16 protein-coding genes and 3 pseudogenes are annotated in these 19,225 nt (G+C 40.7%); 8 read left to right on the top strand and 11 right to left on the bottom strand.

Features of this window, described 5'->3' with window-relative positions; genetic code table 11:
• Positions 1-93 precede the first annotated feature (93 nt).
• Positions 94-1,002 (top strand): Rpn family recombination-promoting nuclease/putative transposase, encoded by a 909-nt coding sequence (locus tag LYNGBM3L_RS19770; RefSeq protein WP_008187040.1) that lies wholly within the window; start codon positions 94-96, stop codon positions 1,000-1,002.
• 109 nt (positions 1,003-1,111) lie between these two features.
• Here the strand turns inward: LYNGBM3L_RS19770 and LYNGBM3L_RS19775 are convergent, their stop codons facing one another.
• Positions 1,112-2,143 carry a hypothetical protein gene (locus LYNGBM3L_RS19775; RefSeq protein WP_008187042.1) on the bottom strand — a complete coding sequence of 344 codons (1,032 nt, stop codon included), beginning with the start codon at positions 2,141-2,143 and terminating at the stop codon, positions 1,112-1,114.
• A gap of 241 nt (positions 2,144-2,384) precedes the next feature.
• Here LYNGBM3L_RS19775 and LYNGBM3L_RS38610 point away from each other — a divergent pair.
• Positions 2,385-3,523 (top strand): annotated as a pseudogene (locus LYNGBM3L_RS38610) (IS630 family transposase).
• Here the strand turns inward: LYNGBM3L_RS38610 and LYNGBM3L_RS19790 are convergent.
• The 3 genes from LYNGBM3L_RS19790 to LYNGBM3L_RS19800 all read right to left on the bottom strand — a co-directional run bounded on the left by LYNGBM3L_RS19790 (position 3,520) and on the right by LYNGBM3L_RS19800 (position 7,661).
• On the bottom strand, positions 3,520-3,750 hold the full coding sequence (locus tag LYNGBM3L_RS19790) for a hypothetical protein (RefSeq protein WP_008187047.1): 231 nt from the start codon (positions 3,748-3,750) through the stop codon (positions 3,520-3,522). The pseudogene LYNGBM3L_RS38610 and the gene LYNGBM3L_RS19790 overlap by 4 nt on opposite strands.
• Positions 3,751-3,877: 127 nt before the next feature.
• Entirely contained in the window at positions 3,878-4,225 is a 348-nt protein-coding gene (locus LYNGBM3L_RS19795; protein ID WP_008187049.1) for a hypothetical protein, read from the bottom strand.
• Between the two features lie 4 nt (positions 4,226-4,229).
• A complete protein-coding gene (locus LYNGBM3L_RS19800) occupies positions 4,230-7,661 on the bottom strand; it encodes a CHAT domain-containing protein (protein ID WP_008187050.1) in 3,432 nt (1,143 codons plus the stop codon).
• 301 nt (positions 7,662-7,962) lie between these two features.
• Between LYNGBM3L_RS19800 and LYNGBM3L_RS19805 the strand changes: the two genes are divergently transcribed.
• Together LYNGBM3L_RS19805 and LYNGBM3L_RS48825 are read left to right on the top strand one after the other, a co-directional pair.
• Positions 7,963-8,163 (top strand): hypothetical protein, encoded by a 201-nt coding sequence (locus LYNGBM3L_RS19805; RefSeq protein WP_008187052.1) that lies wholly within the window; start codon positions 7,963-7,965, stop codon positions 8,161-8,163.
• A 296-nt stretch (positions 8,164-8,459) separates the two neighbouring features.
• On the top strand, positions 8,460-8,588 hold the full coding sequence (locus tag LYNGBM3L_RS48825; RefSeq protein WP_267872065.1) for a hypothetical protein: 129 nt from the start codon (positions 8,460-8,462) through the stop codon (positions 8,586-8,588).
• Here the strand turns inward: LYNGBM3L_RS48825 and LYNGBM3L_RS19810 are convergent.
• Positions 8,574-8,981: an acyl-CoA thioesterase gene (locus tag LYNGBM3L_RS19810; RefSeq protein ID WP_044494067.1), complete on the bottom strand. Its 408-nt coding sequence runs from the start codon at positions 8,979-8,981 to the stop codon at positions 8,574-8,576. The genes LYNGBM3L_RS48825 and LYNGBM3L_RS19810 overlap by 15 nt on opposite strands.
• A 255-nt stretch (positions 8,982-9,236) precedes the next feature.
• Here LYNGBM3L_RS19810 and LYNGBM3L_RS19815 point away from each other — a divergent pair, with 255 nt between their 5' ends.
• A complete protein-coding gene (locus tag LYNGBM3L_RS19815; RefSeq protein ID WP_008187058.1) occupies positions 9,237-10,085 on the top strand; it encodes an alpha/beta fold hydrolase in 849 nt (282 codons plus the stop codon).
• A gap of 486 nt (positions 10,086-10,571) precedes the next feature.
• A complete protein-coding gene (locus LYNGBM3L_RS19820; protein ID WP_229414619.1) occupies positions 10,572-11,051 on the top strand; it encodes a GNAT family N-acetyltransferase in 480 nt (159 codons plus the stop codon).
• Positions 11,052-11,303: 252 nt separating this feature from the next.
• Here LYNGBM3L_RS19820 and LYNGBM3L_RS19825 read toward each other — a convergent pair.
• From LYNGBM3L_RS19825 to LYNGBM3L_RS43960, 3 genes and pseudogenes are all read right to left on the bottom strand, one after another.
• Positions 11,304-12,305 (bottom strand): annotated as a pseudogene (locus LYNGBM3L_RS19825) (ferredoxin family protein).
• Between the two features lie 215 nt (positions 12,306-12,520).
• Positions 12,521-13,678, bottom strand: coding sequence for a cupin domain-containing protein (locus LYNGBM3L_RS19830; RefSeq protein WP_008187063.1), 1,158 nt, complete (start codon positions 13,676-13,678; stop codon positions 12,521-12,523).
• Between the two features lie 185 nt (positions 13,679-13,863).
• A complete protein-coding gene (locus LYNGBM3L_RS43960) occupies positions 13,864-14,022 on the bottom strand; it encodes a hypothetical protein (protein WP_008187065.1) in 159 nt (52 codons plus the stop codon).
• A 150-nt stretch (positions 14,023-14,172) separates the two neighbouring features.
• On the opposite strand from LYNGBM3L_RS43960, the pseudogene LYNGBM3L_RS38615 reads away from it, so the two are divergent.
• Positions 14,173-15,311: pseudogene (locus tag LYNGBM3L_RS38615) on the top strand (IS630 family transposase).
• Between the two features lie 545 nt (positions 15,312-15,856).
• On the opposite strand, the gene LYNGBM3L_RS19850 reads toward LYNGBM3L_RS38615, so the two are convergent.
• From LYNGBM3L_RS19850 to LYNGBM3L_RS19855, 3 genes are all read right to left on the bottom strand, one after another.
• Positions 15,857-16,996 (bottom strand): Na/Pi symporter, encoded by a 1,140-nt coding sequence (locus tag LYNGBM3L_RS19850; protein ID WP_008187070.1) that lies wholly within the window; start codon positions 16,994-16,996, stop codon positions 15,857-15,859.
• Between the two features lie 185 nt (positions 16,997-17,181).
• A complete protein-coding gene (locus LYNGBM3L_RS43965; protein WP_154659861.1) occupies positions 17,182-17,322 on the bottom strand; it encodes a hypothetical protein in 141 nt (46 codons plus the stop codon).
• Positions 17,323-17,332: 10 nt separating this feature from the next.
• Positions 17,333-18,844, bottom strand: a complete 1,512-nt coding sequence (locus LYNGBM3L_RS19855; protein WP_008187072.1) for a hydroxysqualene dehydroxylase — start codon at positions 18,842-18,844, stop codon at positions 17,333-17,335.
• Between the two features lie 97 nt (positions 18,845-18,941).
• Here LYNGBM3L_RS19855 and LYNGBM3L_RS19860 point away from each other — a divergent pair, with 97 nt between their 5' ends.
• The gene (locus LYNGBM3L_RS19860; RefSeq protein WP_008187074.1) at positions 18,942-19,160 is read left to right on the top strand and encodes a hypothetical protein; all 219 of its coding nucleotides are present in this window, start codon (positions 18,942-18,944) and stop codon (positions 19,158-19,160) included.
• The last annotated feature ends 65 nt before the right edge of the window (positions 19,161-19,225 follow it).

A 19,225-nucleotide genomic window follows, 5' to 3' on the forward strand; every position in this document is an offset into this window, starting at 1 on the left:
CTAAACGGTTTTTGCCCACCCTACAAGCCTATTAAGTAGTAGTGTTGTACCAGTGAAATTCATTAATCAACAATCACCAATCAATAATTAACCATGAGATTTATCAGCCCCAAAACCGACTTTGCTTTTAAGAAAATCTTTGGTTCCTCTGAAAGTAAAGAAGTCCTGATTAGCTTTCTAAATGCTCTGATATATCAAGGAGAATCTCGGATAAATAACTTAGAGATTATTGACCCATATAATGCTGGCCATACTACGGAGTTAAAGGATACATACCTGGATGTCAAGGCGATTCTAAATGACGGCTCGACGGTAATTATTGAAATGCAAGTGTTAAATGTTCCAGCTTTTGATAAACGAGTAATCTATAATCTCGCCAAAACCTATAGCACTCAATTAAAATATGGAGAAGGATATTCTAAACTTAAGCCGGTGATTGCTTTAACAATTACAGACTTCACCATGTTTGAGCAAACCGACCGATACCTAACTCGATTTCTATTTCAAGAAGAGCAAGAGAAGTTTATCTACCGAAACCAACACCTAAGCATGGTGTTTGTGGAACTGCCGAAATTTTCCCGGTCTTTAGAAGAGTTAGAAACGGCATCGGAGAAATGGATATATTTTATGAAGGAAGCCCCAAATTTAGAAGCAATTCCCGATACCTTATCAGAAATCCCGGAAATTGCTCAGGCGCTAACCATAGCTAATCAAGCCAATATGAGTAGAAAAGACTTGGAAGAATTACACAAACGAGAAGTGTTTATGGAAGACCGCAAAGGTGAAATTCGTCAAGCTCTCGAACAAGGTCGGGAAGAAGGGAGATTATTAATGCAGGGATTGATATCCCGTCAACTAGAAGGCAAAATTGGTGCAATTCCCTCAGAAATTCTAGAGGAAATTCAACAATTATCTCTAGACCAATTAGAAGGTTTAGGAGTTGCTATGGCAGATTTTACCACCAGCGTCGATTTGTCGAATTGGTTGCGGGATAACCAATGATATAGCCATTAAGTAGGGTGGGCAAAATTATAGCTTCTAGAATTCTCAAAAGAACTAAACGGTTTTTGCCCACCCTACTATTCTATTCCTGTTCCCTATTCCCTGTTCCCTATTCCCTTTTTGATACCAGATTGATAATTCCATTTAAAATAAACGCAGCGATCGCACCAACTCCAACATGAAATAGCACAAACACGACACTGTAAGTCAAGCAAGGTGTAACACCAGTCTTGGGGCAATCTAAGGATTGTTTCGGGTAGATAATAGACTCTAGCGGTTTACCAGCGGTTTGGGAAGAAATACCACTGACCGCTAAACCAGTACCCACCAGGGCAATCCAACGTTCTAATCTTTTCTCCCTTTCTGCCTGGTCAATGTCTACTCGGGCTCGGATCGCACTTAGGGCTTGTTCCAGTAGTGCAGCACCATTCCCAAAATAGCCCAAATCTGATTGGATTTGTTCTTGAAAGAGGCGGCAATCATTGAAAAATGTTTGTAGAAAGCTCAGGTCATCTTGGGGGAGTTTGCCAGATATATCCCTCAGTTCTCGCTTATAGTTTTCAGCGTTAATAGTAATTGTTAGTCGATAATGGTCTAAATCTCGGAGTAAGCGAGAGTAGTCTAATGCCTTTTGGGAAACTGATTTGATATCTTCCTTGAATTTATTTAACTCTGCTTGACTCAAGCTTTGACTAGCTGGCCAGTGTTTAAAGGTTTCGTCAAAATACTGCTCAATGGTTTGATACTCCTTTTTAATTACCTGATAAATCTGACGATTAAGCTCATAAGCACGGATGACTTTATTTCGATAACAAAATAAGTTAATAAAATTGGAATAGTAATCGATAAACTTATCACTGGCTTCTGGTTCCCAAAAAATCCAAACCAGGATATGACAGTATTTTTCTGGTTGATTAGGAACTCCGTATTCAAAAATCGGACTGCCGAATAATTCCCCTTCTTGATTGAAGTTAGGACAGGGAATTTGAGCAGGAATGAAGGCTCGCAAACACTCGTCAGCCAGTTGTCTTAATTCCTGGCGATTTTGCAGTAACTTCCAGGGAATAAAGCGTTTTTGTTCTGTATACCAAACTGTTAAGACCAGAGTTTGACCAATGGAACTGCCGATTTGGTCAGGCATCAAGCAGCCTGCTGGGTTCAATTGTTCTAGAAAGCTGGAGGGGACTGGTTGGGTGCGTTGGGTCTGATTTTGCTCTAGTTCAGGACGGCGGAGGTTTAGGGCTAAGGCATAGGTATCTTGAATTCTGAGGGGAGTTGCAACTCCGCTAACATCCAGAGAAGTATTATCTAGGGTAACATTAAGCTGTTCGGCATTTAAATTGGTATAATAAAAATTAATAAATAACCCAATAATAGGAAATATGCCAGCAAAAAATTATCTGACACAAGAGCAAAAAACAATACTTCAAAAAGCCTTAAAAATAGAAGAAAATGGAAATATTAGAGAACGTATTTTAATTTTGCTGTTGTTGAATAGTGGAAAAACACAGTTAGAAATTGCTGAAGTTTTGGGTTGTTCAAAGAACACAGTCTGTTATTGGTGTGTCCACGGAGATCCAGATGACTTAGAGAGTCTTAAAGATAAAAGAATGAAAGGCAATCACCAAAAAGCAACAAAACAATATATAGAAGTATTATTAGAATTAGTCGAAAAAGAACCCGAAGAATTAGGATATGAATTTGGTCGATGGACAGCTCAAAAATTAGCCGTTAATTTAGAAGATACAACAGGCATCAAGTTAAGTGGGTCTCAAGTTCGTAGGATACTAGTCAAGAAAAAATATGTTTACCTTTGGTCAAAGTATAGCTTAGATTCTAAAAAAGACCCTAAAAAAAGGGAAGCATTTAAAAAGAAACTAGATGAGTATTTAAAAATAGAAAAAGAAAGCCCAGAGCGTCTTCAGGTATGGTTTTGGGATGAAAGCGGATTTAGTTTGAGAGTCATCAGAAGAAAAAACTGGTGTAAAAGAGGAAAGCGAAAAAAAGTTAGAGGAGACCGTTCGCGCAGCGTCGGGCTTTGCCCGAAAGGCAAGGGAGAGTTAATGTGATGGGAGCTTTGCGATATTCAGATAAAAAAAGATTTGTAGATTTCCTCAAAAAAAGCAATAGTCAAACTTTTTATGAAGTTTTAAAAACCTTTTATAAAGAGCTAGAAAATGAATGGATGGAAGCGGGTAATCAACTAGAAGACTTTGCTAATAAAGGACCGAAAATCGTCATTATTTTAGACAATGCTAGTTTTCACAAAAAAGCCGAATATATTCATAAAATAGAAGAAGATATGCCGAATATTTATTTAGAATATCTTCCCGAGTATAGTCCTGATTATAACTTAATTGAATTGGTTTGGCATTCAGCAAAAGAATATATTGCCAATCGAGTTTTCAAATCAATTGAAGAATTAGAATGTTTGTTAAATCATCTTTTAAATGAAGGAGGGTTAATTATAAAATGGGTACGAAAAATAAAAAACAAAGGCAATGCTGTTATCACAGTTTAAATGCGCAACAGCTTACTCCCAAAGTGAAAAGCCACATCATCAGTAGTTTTATCCTTGAGCAGGTCTACTCGATATCCTGACTCTTCTTCAATTTCAAGCTGCTTAGTCACTCCAAATTTTTGAGAGATAATCTGGTTGCACTTGTCCCAGAGTAAGGTAGTTGGCTGACTAGTTTTTAGATGAAAGGCAAATAAATGGACATTAGGGGCATAGACTTTAGAGGTCAATCGCTTCGCTCCAATTCAAAATTATCAATTCAAAATTAAAAAATATCCCACGAATTAATTCGGGGCTTGAAACAGCGCTGCATCGCTACTCCCTACTCCCTAATCCCTATTCCCTATTCCCTTTTCCCTACTTCCTGTTCCCTTTTCCCTGTTCCCCGTTCCCTTTACTATTGAGTTGATCCTTCACCTGCTCACGCAGTTCCTGAAACCAATTATTAAGGCGATCGGGCTGGATAGGTGGAGTGGGCGGAACTTTGCCAAGCTCCTTTCTTTGTTTCTCAAATTTTCTGAATTCATCCCTAATTGTAAGCCGTGCCTTGAACCAATTTCTGATAATTTTATCAACATTTTTTGGTGGGTTACTCTGCAAATCTGCTAAGGTCTGATCTAAGTCCTGTAAGTCTTCCATAGAAAACACTTCCGGTTTGGTGTCCAGGAAGTAAGGAAATACTAGAATTTGAGGGTCAGAAATCATAATGTTACTCTCCAATTACACAGAATGCTGCCCAATAGTAGGGGTTTTGGAACGGTTGTTCATCGGGGTTAAACCAATCCAGTGCTTGTTCAATCTTTTTCATCAAAGAGTTGTCTAGGGGTAACTGCCTACTCCAGGCTAGCAACTGAGACTGGGTGCTATCCCGCAGCCAGAATTGCGATTTATTCAGGGCAACTGCTAAAGCCATTTGCTGTCGTAGATTCTGATAAAATTTAATCATCAACAACGCTGTCGATAAATCGTTTACCTTCCACAAGCTACTAACCACTGCTGGACTTCCGGCAACTAGGAAACCACTGGGTAACCCAATGTATTCATCGCTGGTGTTAGTGTAATCAATCAATCCCGTTTCACAAGCGGAAAGAGTGACCAAACGACATTGTTCTAATTGTAGGCCAAAAACTTCTTCTATGGTCAGACACTTATCTAGGTCAAATACTTCCTCTTCACTTATCCGTAAATAGCGCTCCGAATTTGGTTCAGCAGATGCCGGTTTGTGGGCATTGGCCAGGATTAGAGCCGACTTACGGGGTTCTTGGTAATTAAAGTAACCGTGACAGCTAAAATGGGCACAGTGGAATGTGTTGAGAGCTTTGCTATCGAGAGCGGCTTTGGTAGCAGCCTTTTCCACAAGAACCTCTGTATCTGGTGGTGGATTGAAGTAGCTTTTGATTACGTCTACTTCGATAGTAGTGTAAACTAAATCAGCACTGGGATTTTGAACCGCAAACAGGTGGGTAAAATCTTTTGGGCGTTTTCTGGTTTTGGCAAGTTGCAGTAGTTGACAGCTAGGGGCGTAACTTACCCCTGCTGGAAACCGATCCATCAGAATTTCAGATTTACCTTCTCTGTGCTTACTGGTAATTGGTAAAGCATGAATGGGCAACAAATGTAAATACCGATGGGGGATTAAAATTAAGCGATCGCACTTTTCTGGAATCTGCTTAATGATGTCATTAATGGATAGAATATCAGCTAGCTCATCTAGGCGGTTACTCAGGTCGTTTTGCCAATCAGATTTTTCGGTGTCGTAGCTTTCGAGATATTCATCTACCCAATTTCCCAATTTGTCTAAGTCTTGGGGCTGAGATTGCCAAACTATGGGCTGTTGAGTTTCACTGGTAAAGATAAAAGTGAGCAGCTTATCCCATGTAATGTAAAACTCTACAATAGCAGTGTGGTCATCCAGTTTCTGCTGAAATTGTTTAAAGTTAAAGCTAGAACCGATCGGTAAATAGTGGTCTTGTAAATTATTGCGCTGCTGTCGCCACTTTTGGAGATGTTGTGCCAGGGCGGTGGGATTGTCAGCTTTGCCATTCTGGATTTGATATTGACCTATGGCTATTTCATCCCTGTATTGTTCTAGTTGAGTAACAACATCTACAGGAAAGATCGTTTTCAGGTCACGGCTGAGAATCTCTTCAACTAAATTGCGGGTTTTGCTCCGTTCAACATATTCAATGGCTGCGGTGATATTAGTTAAGTCTAGGCAGACTTCCACCATAGCTCGATAGCTTCTGTTGTACCTTTCAGCTAGTTTAGTCTTGTATTCTTCTACTCCAGAACCAGAAATAATTTCATCTCGCAGGAATTCCACTGTTTTAATGGCAGCATCAAAAGCCTGGTAAGCTTCCGGGAAATTTTGAGCATCTCGGCAAACCAAACCAAGGTTATTGTTAGTATCTAGATAGTTTTGGGGCAATGCCTCAAAGGTTAATACTCTTAGAGCTTCTTGGTAACAAGCGATGGCTTTTTCAATATTCTGTGCTTTTTCACCTTTTATTCGGTCACCGTAAGCAATACCGAGATTATTTTGTGTTTGTGCCCACTCAATAGGAAATGCCTCAAAGGTTCTAACTCTAAGAGCTTCTTGGTAACAAGCGATGGCCTCTTCACTATTCTGTGTTTTCTCCCCTTTTATTCGGTCACCGTAAGCAGCACCGAGATTGTATTGTGTATTTGCCCAATCATAAGGAAATACTTCAAAGGTCAAAACTCTAAGAGCCTGTTGGAAACAAAGGATGGCTTTTTCAATATTCTGTGCTTTCTCCCCTTTTATTCGGTTACCGTAAGCAGCACCGAGATTAGTTTTTGTCAATGCCCACTCAATCGGAAATGCCTCAAAGGTTCTAACTCTAAGAGCTTCTTGGAAACAAGTGATGGCTTGTTCTATATTCTGTAATTTCTCCCCTTTTATTCGGTTATTGTAAGCATTGCCGAGATTATTTTGTGTAGTTGCCCACTCAATCAGAAATGCCTCAAAGGTAAAAACTCTAAGAGCCTTTTGGAAACAAGGGATGGCTTCTTCTATATTCTGTGATTTCTCCCCTTTTATTCGGTTATTGTAAGCAGCACCGAGATTAGTTTTTGTCAATGCCCACTCAATCGGAAATGCCTCAAAGGTAAAAACTCTAAGAGCCTGTTGGAAACAAGTGATGCCTTGTTCTATATTCTGTGATTTCTCCCCTTTTATTCGGTTATTGTAAGCAGCACCGAGATTAGTTTTTGTCGATGCCCAATCATAAGGAAATGCCTCAAAGGTTCTGACTCTTAGAGCCTGTTCTAAACAAGTTATCGCTTCTTCTATATTCTGTGATTTCTCCCCTTTTATTCGGTTATTGTAAGCAGCACCGAGATTAGTTTGTGTCCATGCCCACTCAATCGGAAATGCCTCAAAGGTTCTTACTCTTAGAGCTTGTTGGAAACAAGCAATCGCTTGTTCTATATTCTGTGCTTTCTCCCCTTTTATTCGGTTACAGTAAGCAGCACCGAGACTAGTTTGTGTCCATGCCCACTCAATCGGAAATGCCTCAAAGGTTCTTACTCTTAGAGCTTCTTGGTGACAAGCGATCGCTTGTTCTATATTCTGTGCCTTCTGACCTATGACTCTGTAATAGTAAGCAGTACCGAGATTGTGTTGAGTCTGTGCCCAATCAATCGGAAACCTTTCACGGGTGTGTACTTCTAAAGCCAATTTGTAGCAACCAATCGCTTCTTCTAGGTTTTCTGCTTTTTCCCCTGTGATTCGGTTACGGTAAGCATTACCGAGATTGTATTGAGTCTTTGCCCAATCAAACGGAAAAGCTTCACGGGTGTAAACACTTAGGGCGACTTCATAGCCAGTGATGGCAATTTCTATAGTGCTGGCTTTGTCACCCAAAGGTAATTTTGCTACTATTTTGCTAAATTCAACAATATCTGCGCTTAGGGATTTGGCTTCACCTGCTTCCGCTTCCGCCAGCTTACTTGTTGCCCAATCCCGCAATTTATCTGCTAAGGTCTGATTAAATTTGTCGATATTTGCTTCGAGTAATTTCTCAACTACCTGCTGATCACCATTACTGTCTGCAATTGCTTGTAGCACCTCTAAGAGAAAGTCTAGTTGGCCATCAGATGTATTGTCAGCCATTGCCATCAACTGCTCTACAATAGTTTTTTAACTATTATACTACTTTAATTTAAAGGGAACCGGGAGTAGGGAGCAGGGAACAGGGAACAGAGAACAGGCAATAAACGCTATAGATATAAATGATATTTTTTTGAAAAACTATCTCAAGAATTGATGCTATTTAATAGCACTTTTCTGAAATGTAAATTTAGGTAATTGCTTTTTTTATCAACTCTAAAACTCTCAAAAAAAACTTTTAAAACCCCTTGACAAATTAAATTATAATCATTACAATAATCATTATAAACTAAAGTTGAATTTTTGCACTATGTCAAAAGAATTTACTCGGAACTTCAAAAAACAACCAACTCAGCACACTCTCAAAGGTCCTCGCCAATCAGTCATTTATAGTATGCAAATGTTTTATTCCCTGGGCTATGCCGAGATTGCTGAATGGACTCCTCTGGAGCCTACTGAAGTGCCCGGTGAAGTGATAACTACCATGACCAAGTATTGGTTGTTGCCATAACACCTTGTCTTGATGCAGTCGCTCATGGGGAGGGGCTGTGTGCGGAACCTGCGTCCGCACCTTGTAAGCCCCGTGGAAACCCCCAAGACCGCGCTGCATCGCTAACTTTCTGGGGGGGTTTCCCCCCCGGTGGCTTTGGATTTGGTCTGATAGTATAGGATCACATCCGAAAGTTTCGGGTATTTTTGTGACATAAATCAAAAGTTGAACTCGCTAGCCGTAGATAGTATTTCTACGGCTATTTTTTGTTTAAGCGGTCAGCTGTCAGCGGTCAGCTGTCAGCTATATCATAAGAGATGATAAAATTAGTAAAGAGTTTTTCAGAGCTATCAGGTAAACAGGATTTTTTCCCTATTGCCTATTGCCTATTGCCTATTACCTATTACCTATTACCTATTACCTATTACCTATTACCTATTACCTAGCCATTGCACGATTTCTTCAGGTAAGGGAATTTTGGTTCTAGTCATTGCATTAATACAAACGTGCTTGGTAATTGCCTTTGCCAGTAACTGTTGCGATGACGAAGCTTTAACAACTTGATAAGCAATTTCAAACTTACTTTCACTCAACTGCTCAGGCATCACATGAATCAGCAGTGGATCCCCACAAAACATAGGACGCAAGAAATCCACACTGGCATGAACAATCGGAATTGCCACAGCGGGCTTAGTGAAAAAGGACTTGAGATTAATGCCCGATGCATCTAGAGAGGCTTCATAGGCTTCATGGCAGATAGATAAAACATTAGCAAAATAGACCACACCAGCCGCATCGGTATCTGAAAACCGAACAGTGCGATTATAAGTAAAAGAGATCATACCATTTCAGTTATCAGCTATCAGCTATCAGCTATCAGCTAATTCGCTACGCGCACGCTACGCGAACAGCTATCAGCTGAATGCTTACAAAGTTTCTGCCCATAGCGTAACCTCCTTGAGGTGCTATTGAATAAAATAAGCTGACGGCTGTTCGCGTAGCGTGGCCTAAGGCCAACGGCTGATGGCTGTTCGCGTAGCGTGAGCTTTTAGCTCACGGCTGAATGCTTACACAACTAACAATTAACAATTAACATGAATGGGATCAAAAAAACCTCTCAAGCAGCAGTATATCTCAACACTGACCTCCAGGGGTCAGGATTCCCAATTCTCTGCCTTCACGGTCATCCAGCCTCAAGTCAGTGCCTTTCAGTTTTTACCCAACATCTATCCCAGAGGTTCTGGACTATCAGCCCTGATTTGCGAGGATATGGTAAAAGTCCAGCTGATCGGGATTTTCAGATGACCGACCACTTGACTGACTTGGAATCCCTGCTCGACTATTACAAAATTGACCGCTGTTTGATACTAGGTTGGTCTTTAGGGGGAATTTTGGCAATGGAGCTTGCCCTGACGCTACCTCAGAGAGTCACGGGTTTAATTTTAATCGCCACAGCCGCTCGACCTTGGGGTAATCATCCCCCCATTAGTTGGCAGGATAATCTCTATACCGGCATCGCTGGTGTCTTAAATTGGTTACAACCAGGATGGCAATGGAATATTGACACATTTGGTAAGCGATCGCTTTTTCGGTACCTGATCCAACAACACACAACCAGCACCTACCAGTATATTGCCAAGCACGCCATATCAGCCTACTTACAGACCTCCCAAGCCGCTACACAAGCACTCAACACTGCCATTAGGGCTGGGTATAACCGTTTGCCAGACTTAAACCAGATTCAATGTCCCTCCCTGGTCTTAGCAGGAGCTGCTGATCGCCATATTACCGCAGCATCCAGTCGAGAAACCGCTAAACATCTCAAGGATAGCCAATGGCAATGCTATGACAATACTGCTCACTTGTTTCCTTGGGAAATTCCCGATCAGGTTTTAAAAGATATCGACAGCTGGATTAGCAATAATCCCCAAGTTGTGAGGTGATCAGAATGTATAATTTAGAATTTAGAATGCAGAATTTAGAATGTATAATTTAAAATGTAGAATTAATAATTTATAATTTAAAATGTAGAATTTTGAATTAATTCAAAGCTGATAGCTGTTGGCGTAGCCTGCCCGTAGCGCATATTATGACAATTCTTAATTCTTAATTGAAAGCTGAAAGCTGATAGCTGATAGCTGATAGCTTACAAGTCTCAATTCTCAAGTCTCAAGTCTCAATTCTCAAGTCTCAAGTCTCAATTCTCAATTCTCAATTCTCAAGTCTCAATTCTCAAGTCTCAAGTCTCAAGTCTCAAGTCTCAATTCTCAAGTCTCAAGTCTCAATTCTCAATTCTCAAGTCTCAAGTCTCAAGTCTCAATTCTCAATTCTCAATTCTCAATTCTCAATTCTACATTCTCAATTCTACATTCTCAATTCTACATTCTACATTCTACATTCTACATTCTACATTCTAAATATGGTTAAGCATGATGACGACAATTGAAGTACGTCCTGTTAAAACTAAACAAGAGTTAGAGGATATGTACCACCAGCGGTGGCTTGTGCTCAGAGAGCCTATGGGCATGGAAAAAGGAACAGAACAAGACAAGTACGATAGTAGTGCTTTTCATCTCGTTGCTGTCTGTAATAATCAGGTAATTGGTTCAGCAAGATTAAGAGAATTGTCTCCCGGATTGGGCAGTATTGCCTACGTTGCACTATTACCTGAATTTCGTCACCAAGGAATCGGCACCAAACTGATGGAAACATTAATTGAAAAAGCCAAAGCAAACAATTTCAATGCTTTAAGACTACTGAGTAGAATTAATGCCCTAGGTTTCTATAGTCGCCTTGGTTTTATAGCCGACGGTGACCAATTTGATTATGTTGGCATCAGCCACCAATTCATGTATCTTAATATATCTAGTCAAGGGAATAGGGAACAGGGAGTAGGGAGTAGGGAGTAGGGAGTAGGGAGTAGGGAGCGGTGCGACCCCGCGCTTTTTCAAAGCTAAGCGTGAACGCGCACCGTAGGGAATATGCCATCAAAAATTATCACAATTCCTACACGGACTCTATACCAATGACTAAGTAAATTACTAACACCAGTAACTCTATATTTAAGGTGCGTTGATAACGCACCCTACTAGTTGAGCTGACGGCTGACCGCTGACGGCTGACTGCTGACTGCTGACGGCTGACTGCTAAATGCTTACCTCTTAGCTTGCCATCTGCGGTTGATAAACTGGAAGAATTTCCAGCAATTCCGAGTAAAGGCAGAGATTCTTAATAGTATATTTAACAAATAGTGACTCTTTCTGAGCACCACAAGATCCTTTCAGCTGCAATGTCTTACTTTCATCTTTAACTAATTCAGCACGACAATGGTAAATCAAGCCATTAGGTTTTTCAAAGCTGATCTCAGCTTGAATAGAATCCTGATTCACATCTTCCTTAATAATTGAACCACCAACTTTGTGCTTAAACCAATCCCATCCGTAGCGGAGGATAAGTTCCCTTTCCAATACCTGAATTTTAGTCGGTAGAATTCCCCAACCTCGATAAACCCGATTGAAGCATTCAATATCACCACTACGGATTAAAATTGATTTAAATGAATCTTGATCTAAGACACCATAGTATCTTCCATCTGGCAAGTCAATGGCAGTGGGAGCAAACCGATGACCACCAAAGTGGCTGGCTTTCCAGAGTCTGACATTGCTTAAAGATAACTCAGCAACAGTAGCTAAGGCTTTGCAGTAAAAAGGATTACCATACCTGGCGCAACACACATCATGGCTACCATGGGTACAAACTAAAATGTCTCTAGTATCACTGTCTTGTGTGACACAGTTTGGCGTTTCTCCAGCTAAGAATTGTCTGACAATCCCAGCTACCTCACCAAGATTAGTCACATCAAACTCTAGCTTGCTGTACCCTTTTAACCTGGCTTCACCGTTGTGACTATAAATCAAAAGCTTAGTCTGATCTGCTTTTAGAGTTTTATTATTAGCAATCAGTAGGAATCTTACTGGCAGCTTACGCTGCTTTACCTCATCCACCAATTTCCTAAGATTGTCTGGAATATACTTAGAATCCATGGCATTAGACAGCCACGGTTGGCGGCATTATACTAAAACATACACTTGGTAATTAGTACCACTACCGATAATGTCTTCGGCTAACTGCTGTGAATGGTCAGAACAAAAAAAAGTGTTCATCGTTTTATCTCCTTAATTGTCATTTTATAAAAAAATATAAATATTTTTTCTAGCATTTTTAATAGCTATGATATACAGATAATTGGTTTCTTGATTCCCGATTCCCGATTCCCGTTCCCCTCCTGGGAGGGGTTAGGGGTGGGTTCCGATTCCCGATTCCCGTTCCCCTCCTGGGAGGGGTTAGGGGTGGGTTCCGATTCCCGATTCCCTATTACTTATACTCTGGTATCAACAAAAATTATTCCTTCAGTAACTAAATGGGTTAAAAGAGGAACAACATCAACCTCCCAATCGAAACCTGGTAACCATGTCATGACATTACTACCGGTAAACCTCTCTCTGGTGAATAAATTTTCCACCAAGGATTCAGTTACTCCTCCTAAAATGATTTCTTTACCTGAAACGATAACTTGGTAGCCATTGTTATCTGGCAGCTGTGAAATTTTGAGGCGCTTAAATTTGGGATTACTAAACCTAGTCTTTACACCATTGGGAAATATATTAAATCCTGCTTGCGCAGGTAGAGAGTATCTAGCTAGTGGCTTGACTAAGCCATCAAGATAACGGTTATATCGTTCCTGGATATCACTGTTAGTAAGGTATTCTTTGAAATTTTGGATTAAGTTATCAATCGACTGATCTAATGGCTCAGCATCGAACCGCAGTGGTAAACTTTTACGCCAGGCTTCATTCTGCCGTAACTCACCTACTAACCAGTCTAAAAAATCTACACCAGTCTGGCAATGAATCCCTAGGGTTAAATGTAGTGAAGGTTGATCTAGAGCAACAGCATAGTGCCAATGTCCACGGGGTATATACAACACATCACCAGGGGTAAGGGTACACTTCAAGTAAGGGTCTCCTTCCGGAGGTGTTTCAGAGGCTGATTTTTGCTCAGTCAAGGGGTATTTTAGAGTATCGCTAAATACATACCATTCCTTGTTTCCCTCTATTTGCAAGATAAAGACTTCGTGAGTATCGTAGTGACAGGAAAATCCCTGTTTACTGGGCCATGAACAATAGGAATTGACTTGAGCACTATAGCCTAAATCTTGTCTAACTTCTGAGGTGAAGTTAGTAATTTCTGGTACTAGTTTATGTACCTTGTCGATGATTAGAGTTGCCCCTGACTGGCACCACTTGATCAGATTCGCGTTTTCCTTTTCCTCCAAAACTTTGCCATCTAAGGCTAAGCGCAGCTCCGGATACTTGAATTGATGGAAATTCAGCAGATCGGTGAGTTTTTGCCAAGAAAATAGATCAGCAAACTTCCTTTCGTCCTCACTTGGAATAAATAGTGCTTTACTCGTCCAATGGTATTCTAGGAATTTATGCTCACTGTATGGCTTGAGGATTTTTGCGAGCACTGACATAACTATTTGATAAAAATTAGCAACAAATAATTTATACTAAGCAAATAGCTTGCACCAGAAATATAATTGAGAAAATTTCTCTAATTTCTGATACAAGCTCGGATTAAGCCAACACTATTAGCAACTAATTATTGCTAACAATTCTGGGCTCATAAGCAATAGCTACCTGATCAGGCCAGATAGTTTCAGGATTCCTCGCTTCTAAGATCACCACCGTCAGCGTCAGTATTTAGGCAAGATTCAGTAGTCTTATGGGAATTATTAGGAACGATTTCCTTGATTTCGAGTGTAATTTTGCTAGCAGGGCGCTTTTCAGCAGTAAATCCTTTGATTTGCTCTAACATACTGTGTCTCCATCTAGTGTAGATTCACCCTTTTGCTGCTTAACCTTTCGGCTATTGCTGGAAAGGCTCAGTGATCGGGTCTATTTTATAAGCTGTTCGGCATTTAAATTGGTATAATAAAAATTAATAAATAACCCAATAATAGGAAATATGCCAGCAAAAAATTATCTGACACAAGAGCAAAAAACAATACTTCAAAAAGCCTTAAAAATAGAAGAAAATGGAAATATTAGAGAACGTATTTTAATTTTGCTGTTGTTGAATAGTGGAAAAACACAGTTAGAAATTGCTGAAGTTTTGGGTTGTTCAAAGAACACAGTCTGTTATTGGTGTGTCCACGGAGATCCAGATGACTTAGAGAGTCTTAAAGATAAAAGAATGAAAGGCAATCACCAAAAAGCAACAAAACAATATATAGAAGTATTATTAGAATTAGTCGAAAAAGAACCCGAAGAATTAGGATATGAATTTGGTCGATGGACAGCTCAAAAATTAGCCGTTAATTTAGAAGATACAACAGGCATCAAGTTAAGTGGGTCTCAAGTTCGTAGGATACTAGTCAAGAAAAAATATGTTTACCTTTGGTCAAAGTATAGCTTAGATTCTAAAAAAGACCCTAAAAAAAGGGAAGCATTTAAAAAGAAACTAGATGAGTATTTAAAAATAGAAAAAGAAAGCCCAGAGCGTCTTCAGGTATGGTTTTGGGATGAAAGCGGATTTAGTTTGAGAGTCATCAGAAGAAAAAACTGGTGTAAAAGAGGAAAGCGAAAAAAAGTTAGAGGAGACCGTTCGCGCAGCGTCGGGCTTTGCCCGAAAGGCAAGGGAGAGTTAATGTGATGGGAGCTTTGCGATATTCAGATAAAAAAAGATTTGTAGATTTCCTCAAAAAAAGCAATAGTCAAACTTTTTATGAAGTTTTAAAAACCTTTTATAAAGAGCTAGAAAATGAATGGATGGAAGCGGGTAATCAACTAGAAGACTTTGCTAAGAAAGGACCGAAAATCGTCATTATTTTAGACAATGCTAGTTTTCACAAAAAAGCCGAATATATTCATAAAATAGAAGAAGATATGCCGAATATTTATTTAGAATATCTTCCCGAGTATAGTCCTGATTATAACTTAATTGAATTGGTTTGGCATTCAGCAAAAGAATATATTGCCAATCGAGTTTTCAAATCAATTGAAGAATTAGAATGTTTGTTAAATCATCTTTTAAATGAAGGAGGGTTAATTATAAAATGGGTACGAAAAATAAAAAACAAAGGCAATGCTGTTATCACAGTTTAAATGCGCAACAGCTTACACTGTAACTCAAAGGCAACGCGGCAGTCAATAGTTGAGAAATTATTTTGATAAATTTTACTAAAGCTATCCTAAGCCTATAAGCTAAGAGTTAGCCTTAGAGAAGATCAAGCTTGTATAGTAAGGCTTGCTATGGTTTGCTTAGCAATAATTATTATTAATGAACTCTCTAGAGTTAAGTGGACTATAGAGAATCAGCAGTCGTCAGCTGTCAGCCGTCAGCTGTCAGCCGTGAGCATTAGGCTCACGCTATGGGAACAGCCTAATGCTTTACATAAACCTGGAACCAAAAAATTTAAGAGTTGGAGATTTTATCAAATTGAAAGTCTGGGTAAAAGCCCATCTAAGCATTCAGCAGTAAACCATTGGCCTTTGGCCAAGCGTGCCCATAAGCTAGCACCTCAAGTAGCGTGCGGATAGCGCTAATCGCTGATAGCTGATAGCTGAGAGCTGATAGCTGATAGCTGAGAGCTGATACGCGACACGCTGATAGCTTACCAGCACTCTGCTCTTAAGGAAGTGCTAAGCTGTCACAGCAAGGTGGATAGACTCAGAAGTAGTACAGGAATCAAGAAGAAAACGCTTGCAATATAGACAAAGGCTAAATACTTCCGCTCAGTGGCAACAGCGGCTAAGGTTTCTGCACCCAGGATTGGCATTTGTCTCAACACAGGAATGCTGTAGATGATCACAACTGCGAGGCTGTTGTAAAGTAGATGCACTGTAGCTATTTCTAGAGCAGGGATTGGGTTTTCCGTTATTCCGGTCGCCGCAAGTAAAGCAGTGATACAGGTTCCGATATTTGCCCCTAGGGTGAAGGGATAAATTTCTTGTAAGCTCAATAAACCTGTACCAGCTAGGGGAACGATCAGGCTGGTGGTAGTTGAGGAAGATTGCACGATTACAGTGACTAGTGTCCCAGAAGCAATCCCAGCAATGGGACCGTTACCGATAGCAGTGTGCAACATCTGATTCGCTCGTCCTACCATTAGGGTTTTGAGCAGTTTGCCAATGAAAAAGATGGATAGGAAAATAACACTGATACCTAGGACAATCAGGGCAATACCATTAAATGGTTCTGGGAAAATGTTACTGATAGTTTTAATCCTATCAGTGACTGGAGCAGTGGCAAATTTAATCAGATTAACGTTGTTTAAGCTGAGCGAGTTTTCCCCCACAACCAGGCTTGTTAAAAACAGACTAATCTTTTCCAGGAAGTGAGTGGTAATTTCCAAAGGTAGGAAGATAACGACACTAATCAGATTGAATAAGTCGTGGATGGTTGCAGCAGCAAAAGCCTGTTTAAATTCGTCCTTATTTTGAATATGTCCTAAACTAACCAGTGTATTAGTGATGGTGGTGCCAATGTTAGCGCCCATAACCATAGGAACAGCCGTTGCCACTGGCAAACCACCAGCTACTAGACCTACAATAATCGAGGTTACTGTACTTGAAGATTGGATTAAAGCAGTTGCTAGGGTACCGACAATTAAAGCAGCAAAGGGATTAGTAGCAAACTCGAACAATTCCTTAGCTTGCTCCCCAGTAGCTGACCTAAAGCCTGTACCAATTATCCCTACTGCCAAAATTAGTAGGTAAACCAAAACCAGAATACCTACCCATTTGTAGAAGCTAATAACAAGCTTGTCTGAGTTCTGAACCCTTTCCATTACTTTATTATTACTGTATTAGTTTATTCAGCAACTACCAAGTCAAACTGTAAGCTATCAGCTATCAGCTTTCAGCTATCAGCTATCAGCTATCAGCTATCAGCTATCAGCTTTCAGCTATCAGCTATCAGCTATCAGTTATCAGCTATCAGTTATCAGCTTTCAGCTTATGCGCTACGCGCACGCTACTTGAGGTGCTTATGCGCTACGCGCACCCTAAGCGAACAGCCAAAGGCTGACGGCTGACGGCTGACGGCTGAAGGCTGAAGGCTGAAGGCTGAAGGCTGACCGCTGACCGCTGTTCGCGTAGCGTGCGCGTAGCGCATATGCTTAAAATCAAGGTAACCAAAAATTAGTGAATAACGTCTGACCAAACTCCCGTACAGTTTTGTTAATATTCCGTGTTATCTGAATATGGAATTCATCTGCATCAACAGGAATAATCTTAGCTAGATTCCCTTGTCTAAAGCGCCTAATTACCAAATTTGCTGCCTCTAAACCGGTAACATACGCTTTTTCCTGAGACCAAGAACCGTGGCGAGTGACAATCCAATCCCCGCTCATAAATACATTTTGAATACTAGTGGTTCGCTGCATCATATACTGATAGCTACCGGGAGCAAAGTGAGTCACCCCTTGGGGTACTCGAATCACAGTACTGTCAATCAGATTTGCCTCTCTAAAACCAGAAACACAGGTGCCTAAGTCACGCTGAACTTTCTGGATAATTTGCTCATCACTCAGGGGTAGCAACTGGTTAGCATGGTAAAAGTCTGCTTCAATCACGCTACCAGGTTCATCCCGGTACTCATCGTGCAAGGCATTAAGGTCAAAAAATGTCCAACCCGTGGTTGCATCAAAGCCAAAACAAGCATTAGAGGGATGACGAATCTCAACTTTGCGGTCAAACCATAGCCTGGTTGATAGCACATCAATTGCCCCTAAATTCATCAGGTTGCGGAATTCCTTGCGGCTTTGGAGCATGGTGCTACTCTGAAGGATTTTCTTCATACCATTGATACTGACAGCAAAAATCACCGCGTCAGCCTCAAAGCATTCATCACCACACATCACCCCTTTGGCCTTGCCTGTGTGGTCTAAAATAATGTCATTAACCCGTTTATTGGTAAGTACCTTTCCCCCGGCTTTTTCAATCTGTTCCACCCAGGGTTTAAATATCATTTGTGCTACCGTTCCTCGGCACCAGACCACATCAAAGTCCGGTTGGTGAGCCAAAATGAAGTAATACAGCATTCCTAGGGCGGCTGCGGCTGAACATTGCTCTCCTGGAGCAAATAAACCCACTAACAGCATGGGCTCAAAGGAATCCTTGTAGAGTCGAGCCGAAACCCCAAACTGTTTAAATAATTCACGGGCGGTTACCGAGTCGTACCTAGCCCACGCCTGGTGGGAATTATCGAAGTCAATAACGGCATAGAGCAGGGGTAAGGCAGAGAGTCGATCAATCAGGGGTAAGCGTTTGAAATCAGTGTAGAGGAAGGTTCCTAGAGGGGTGGGAAGTCGTGGTTCATTTTGAAATATAGGGGATTCGACTTCTAATCCAGCAGGAGAATACTGGGAAGAACGGGTGAAAGGAGTGAAAGGATTGAGTCGGAGTTCCTTTACGAGGTTGAAAATGTTGTGATAGGGATACCAGAAACCATGAATTCCCCCTTCTACAGAACGTCCACCGGTCGTTTTCCATCCTGCCACTAAACCACCGGGAGAGGAACTTGCTTCTAGGAGAGTGACATCGTAACCTTGTTTGGCTAAGTGGTGAGTTGCGCCTAAGCCTGCCCATCCAGCACCGACTACAACTACTCGTTTTCTTTCTGAGAGTTCTGACATTGGCCTTTTCTTGAGTCTATTTACAACTCTTTTCTCAGGATGACATAACTATGAAGTTATGTTAAGGTCACTGCGTAATCGGTGATGCGATGCTCCTTTGGAGCCGCTACGCGAACGCATTCGGCAAATCCTCAATACAGCAGTGGCTATTACCCATTACCCATTACCCATTACCCATTACCCATTACCCATTACCCATTACTCTCCAAAAAAAAAAGCGGCTGCAACCATTGCTACAACCGCCACTGTACATCAACTGGGAGGAAATCCTAGAGGCATATGTCAAAAACTGTCCAAGATGTTTGACAAGCTCTAGTAAAGCTACGTTACTTACTTAATACAAGGTGTCTTCCACAGATTCCCGAAAATTTGATCAGAAAT

This window comes from Moorena producens 3L (genome assembly GCF_000211815.1).
GTDB lineage: Bacteria > Cyanobacteriota > Cyanobacteriia > Cyanobacteriales > Coleofasciculaceae > Moorena > Moorena producens.

Bases quoted from the DNA above. Each gene is read 5' to 3' on its own strand.
- LYNGBM3L_RS48825 (WP_267872065.1), top strand. From the start codon at position 8,460: ATGATAAAATTAGTAAAGAGTTTTTCAGAGCTATCAGGTAAACAGGAT.
- LYNGBM3L_RS19820 (WP_229414619.1), top strand. From the start codon at position 10,572: ATGATGACGACAATTGAAGTACGTCCTGTTAAAACTAAACAAGAGTTA.
- LYNGBM3L_RS43960 (WP_008187065.1), bottom strand. From the start codon at position 14,022: ATGTTAGAGCAAATCAAAGGATTTACTGCTGAAAAGCGCCCTGCTAGC.
- LYNGBM3L_RS19775 (WP_008187042.1), bottom strand. From the start codon at position 2,143: ATGCCTGACCAAATCGGCAGTTCCATTGGTCAAACTCTGGTCTTAACA.
- LYNGBM3L_RS19830 (WP_008187063.1), bottom strand. From the start codon at position 13,678: ATGTCAGTGCTCGCAAAAATCCTCAAGCCATACAGTGAGCATAAATTC.
- LYNGBM3L_RS19815 (WP_008187058.1), top strand. From the start codon at position 9,237: ATGAATGGGATCAAAAAAACCTCTCAAGCAGCAGTATATCTCAACACT.
- LYNGBM3L_RS19850 (WP_008187070.1), bottom strand. From the start codon at position 16,996: ATGGAAAGGGTTCAGAACTCAGACAAGCTTGTTATTAGCTTCTACAAA.
- LYNGBM3L_RS19805 (WP_008187052.1), top strand. From the start codon at position 7,963: ATGTCAAAAGAATTTACTCGGAACTTCAAAAAACAACCAACTCAGCAC.
- LYNGBM3L_RS19855 (WP_008187072.1), bottom strand. From the start codon at position 18,844: ATGTCAGAACTCTCAGAAAGAAAACGAGTAGTTGTAGTCGGTGCTGGA.
- LYNGBM3L_RS19795 (WP_008187049.1), bottom strand. From the start codon at position 4,225: ATGATTTCTGACCCTCAAATTCTAGTATTTCCTTACTTCCTGGACACC.
- LYNGBM3L_RS19800 (WP_008187050.1), bottom strand. From the start codon at position 7,661: ATGGCAATGGCTGACAATACATCTGATGGCCAACTAGACTTTCTCTTA.
- LYNGBM3L_RS19770 (WP_008187040.1), top strand. From the start codon at position 94: ATGAGATTTATCAGCCCCAAAACCGACTTTGCTTTTAAGAAAATCTTT.
- LYNGBM3L_RS43965 (WP_154659861.1), bottom strand. From the start codon at position 17,322: ATGCGCTACGCGCACGCTACGCGAACAGCGGTCAGCGGTCAGCCTTCA.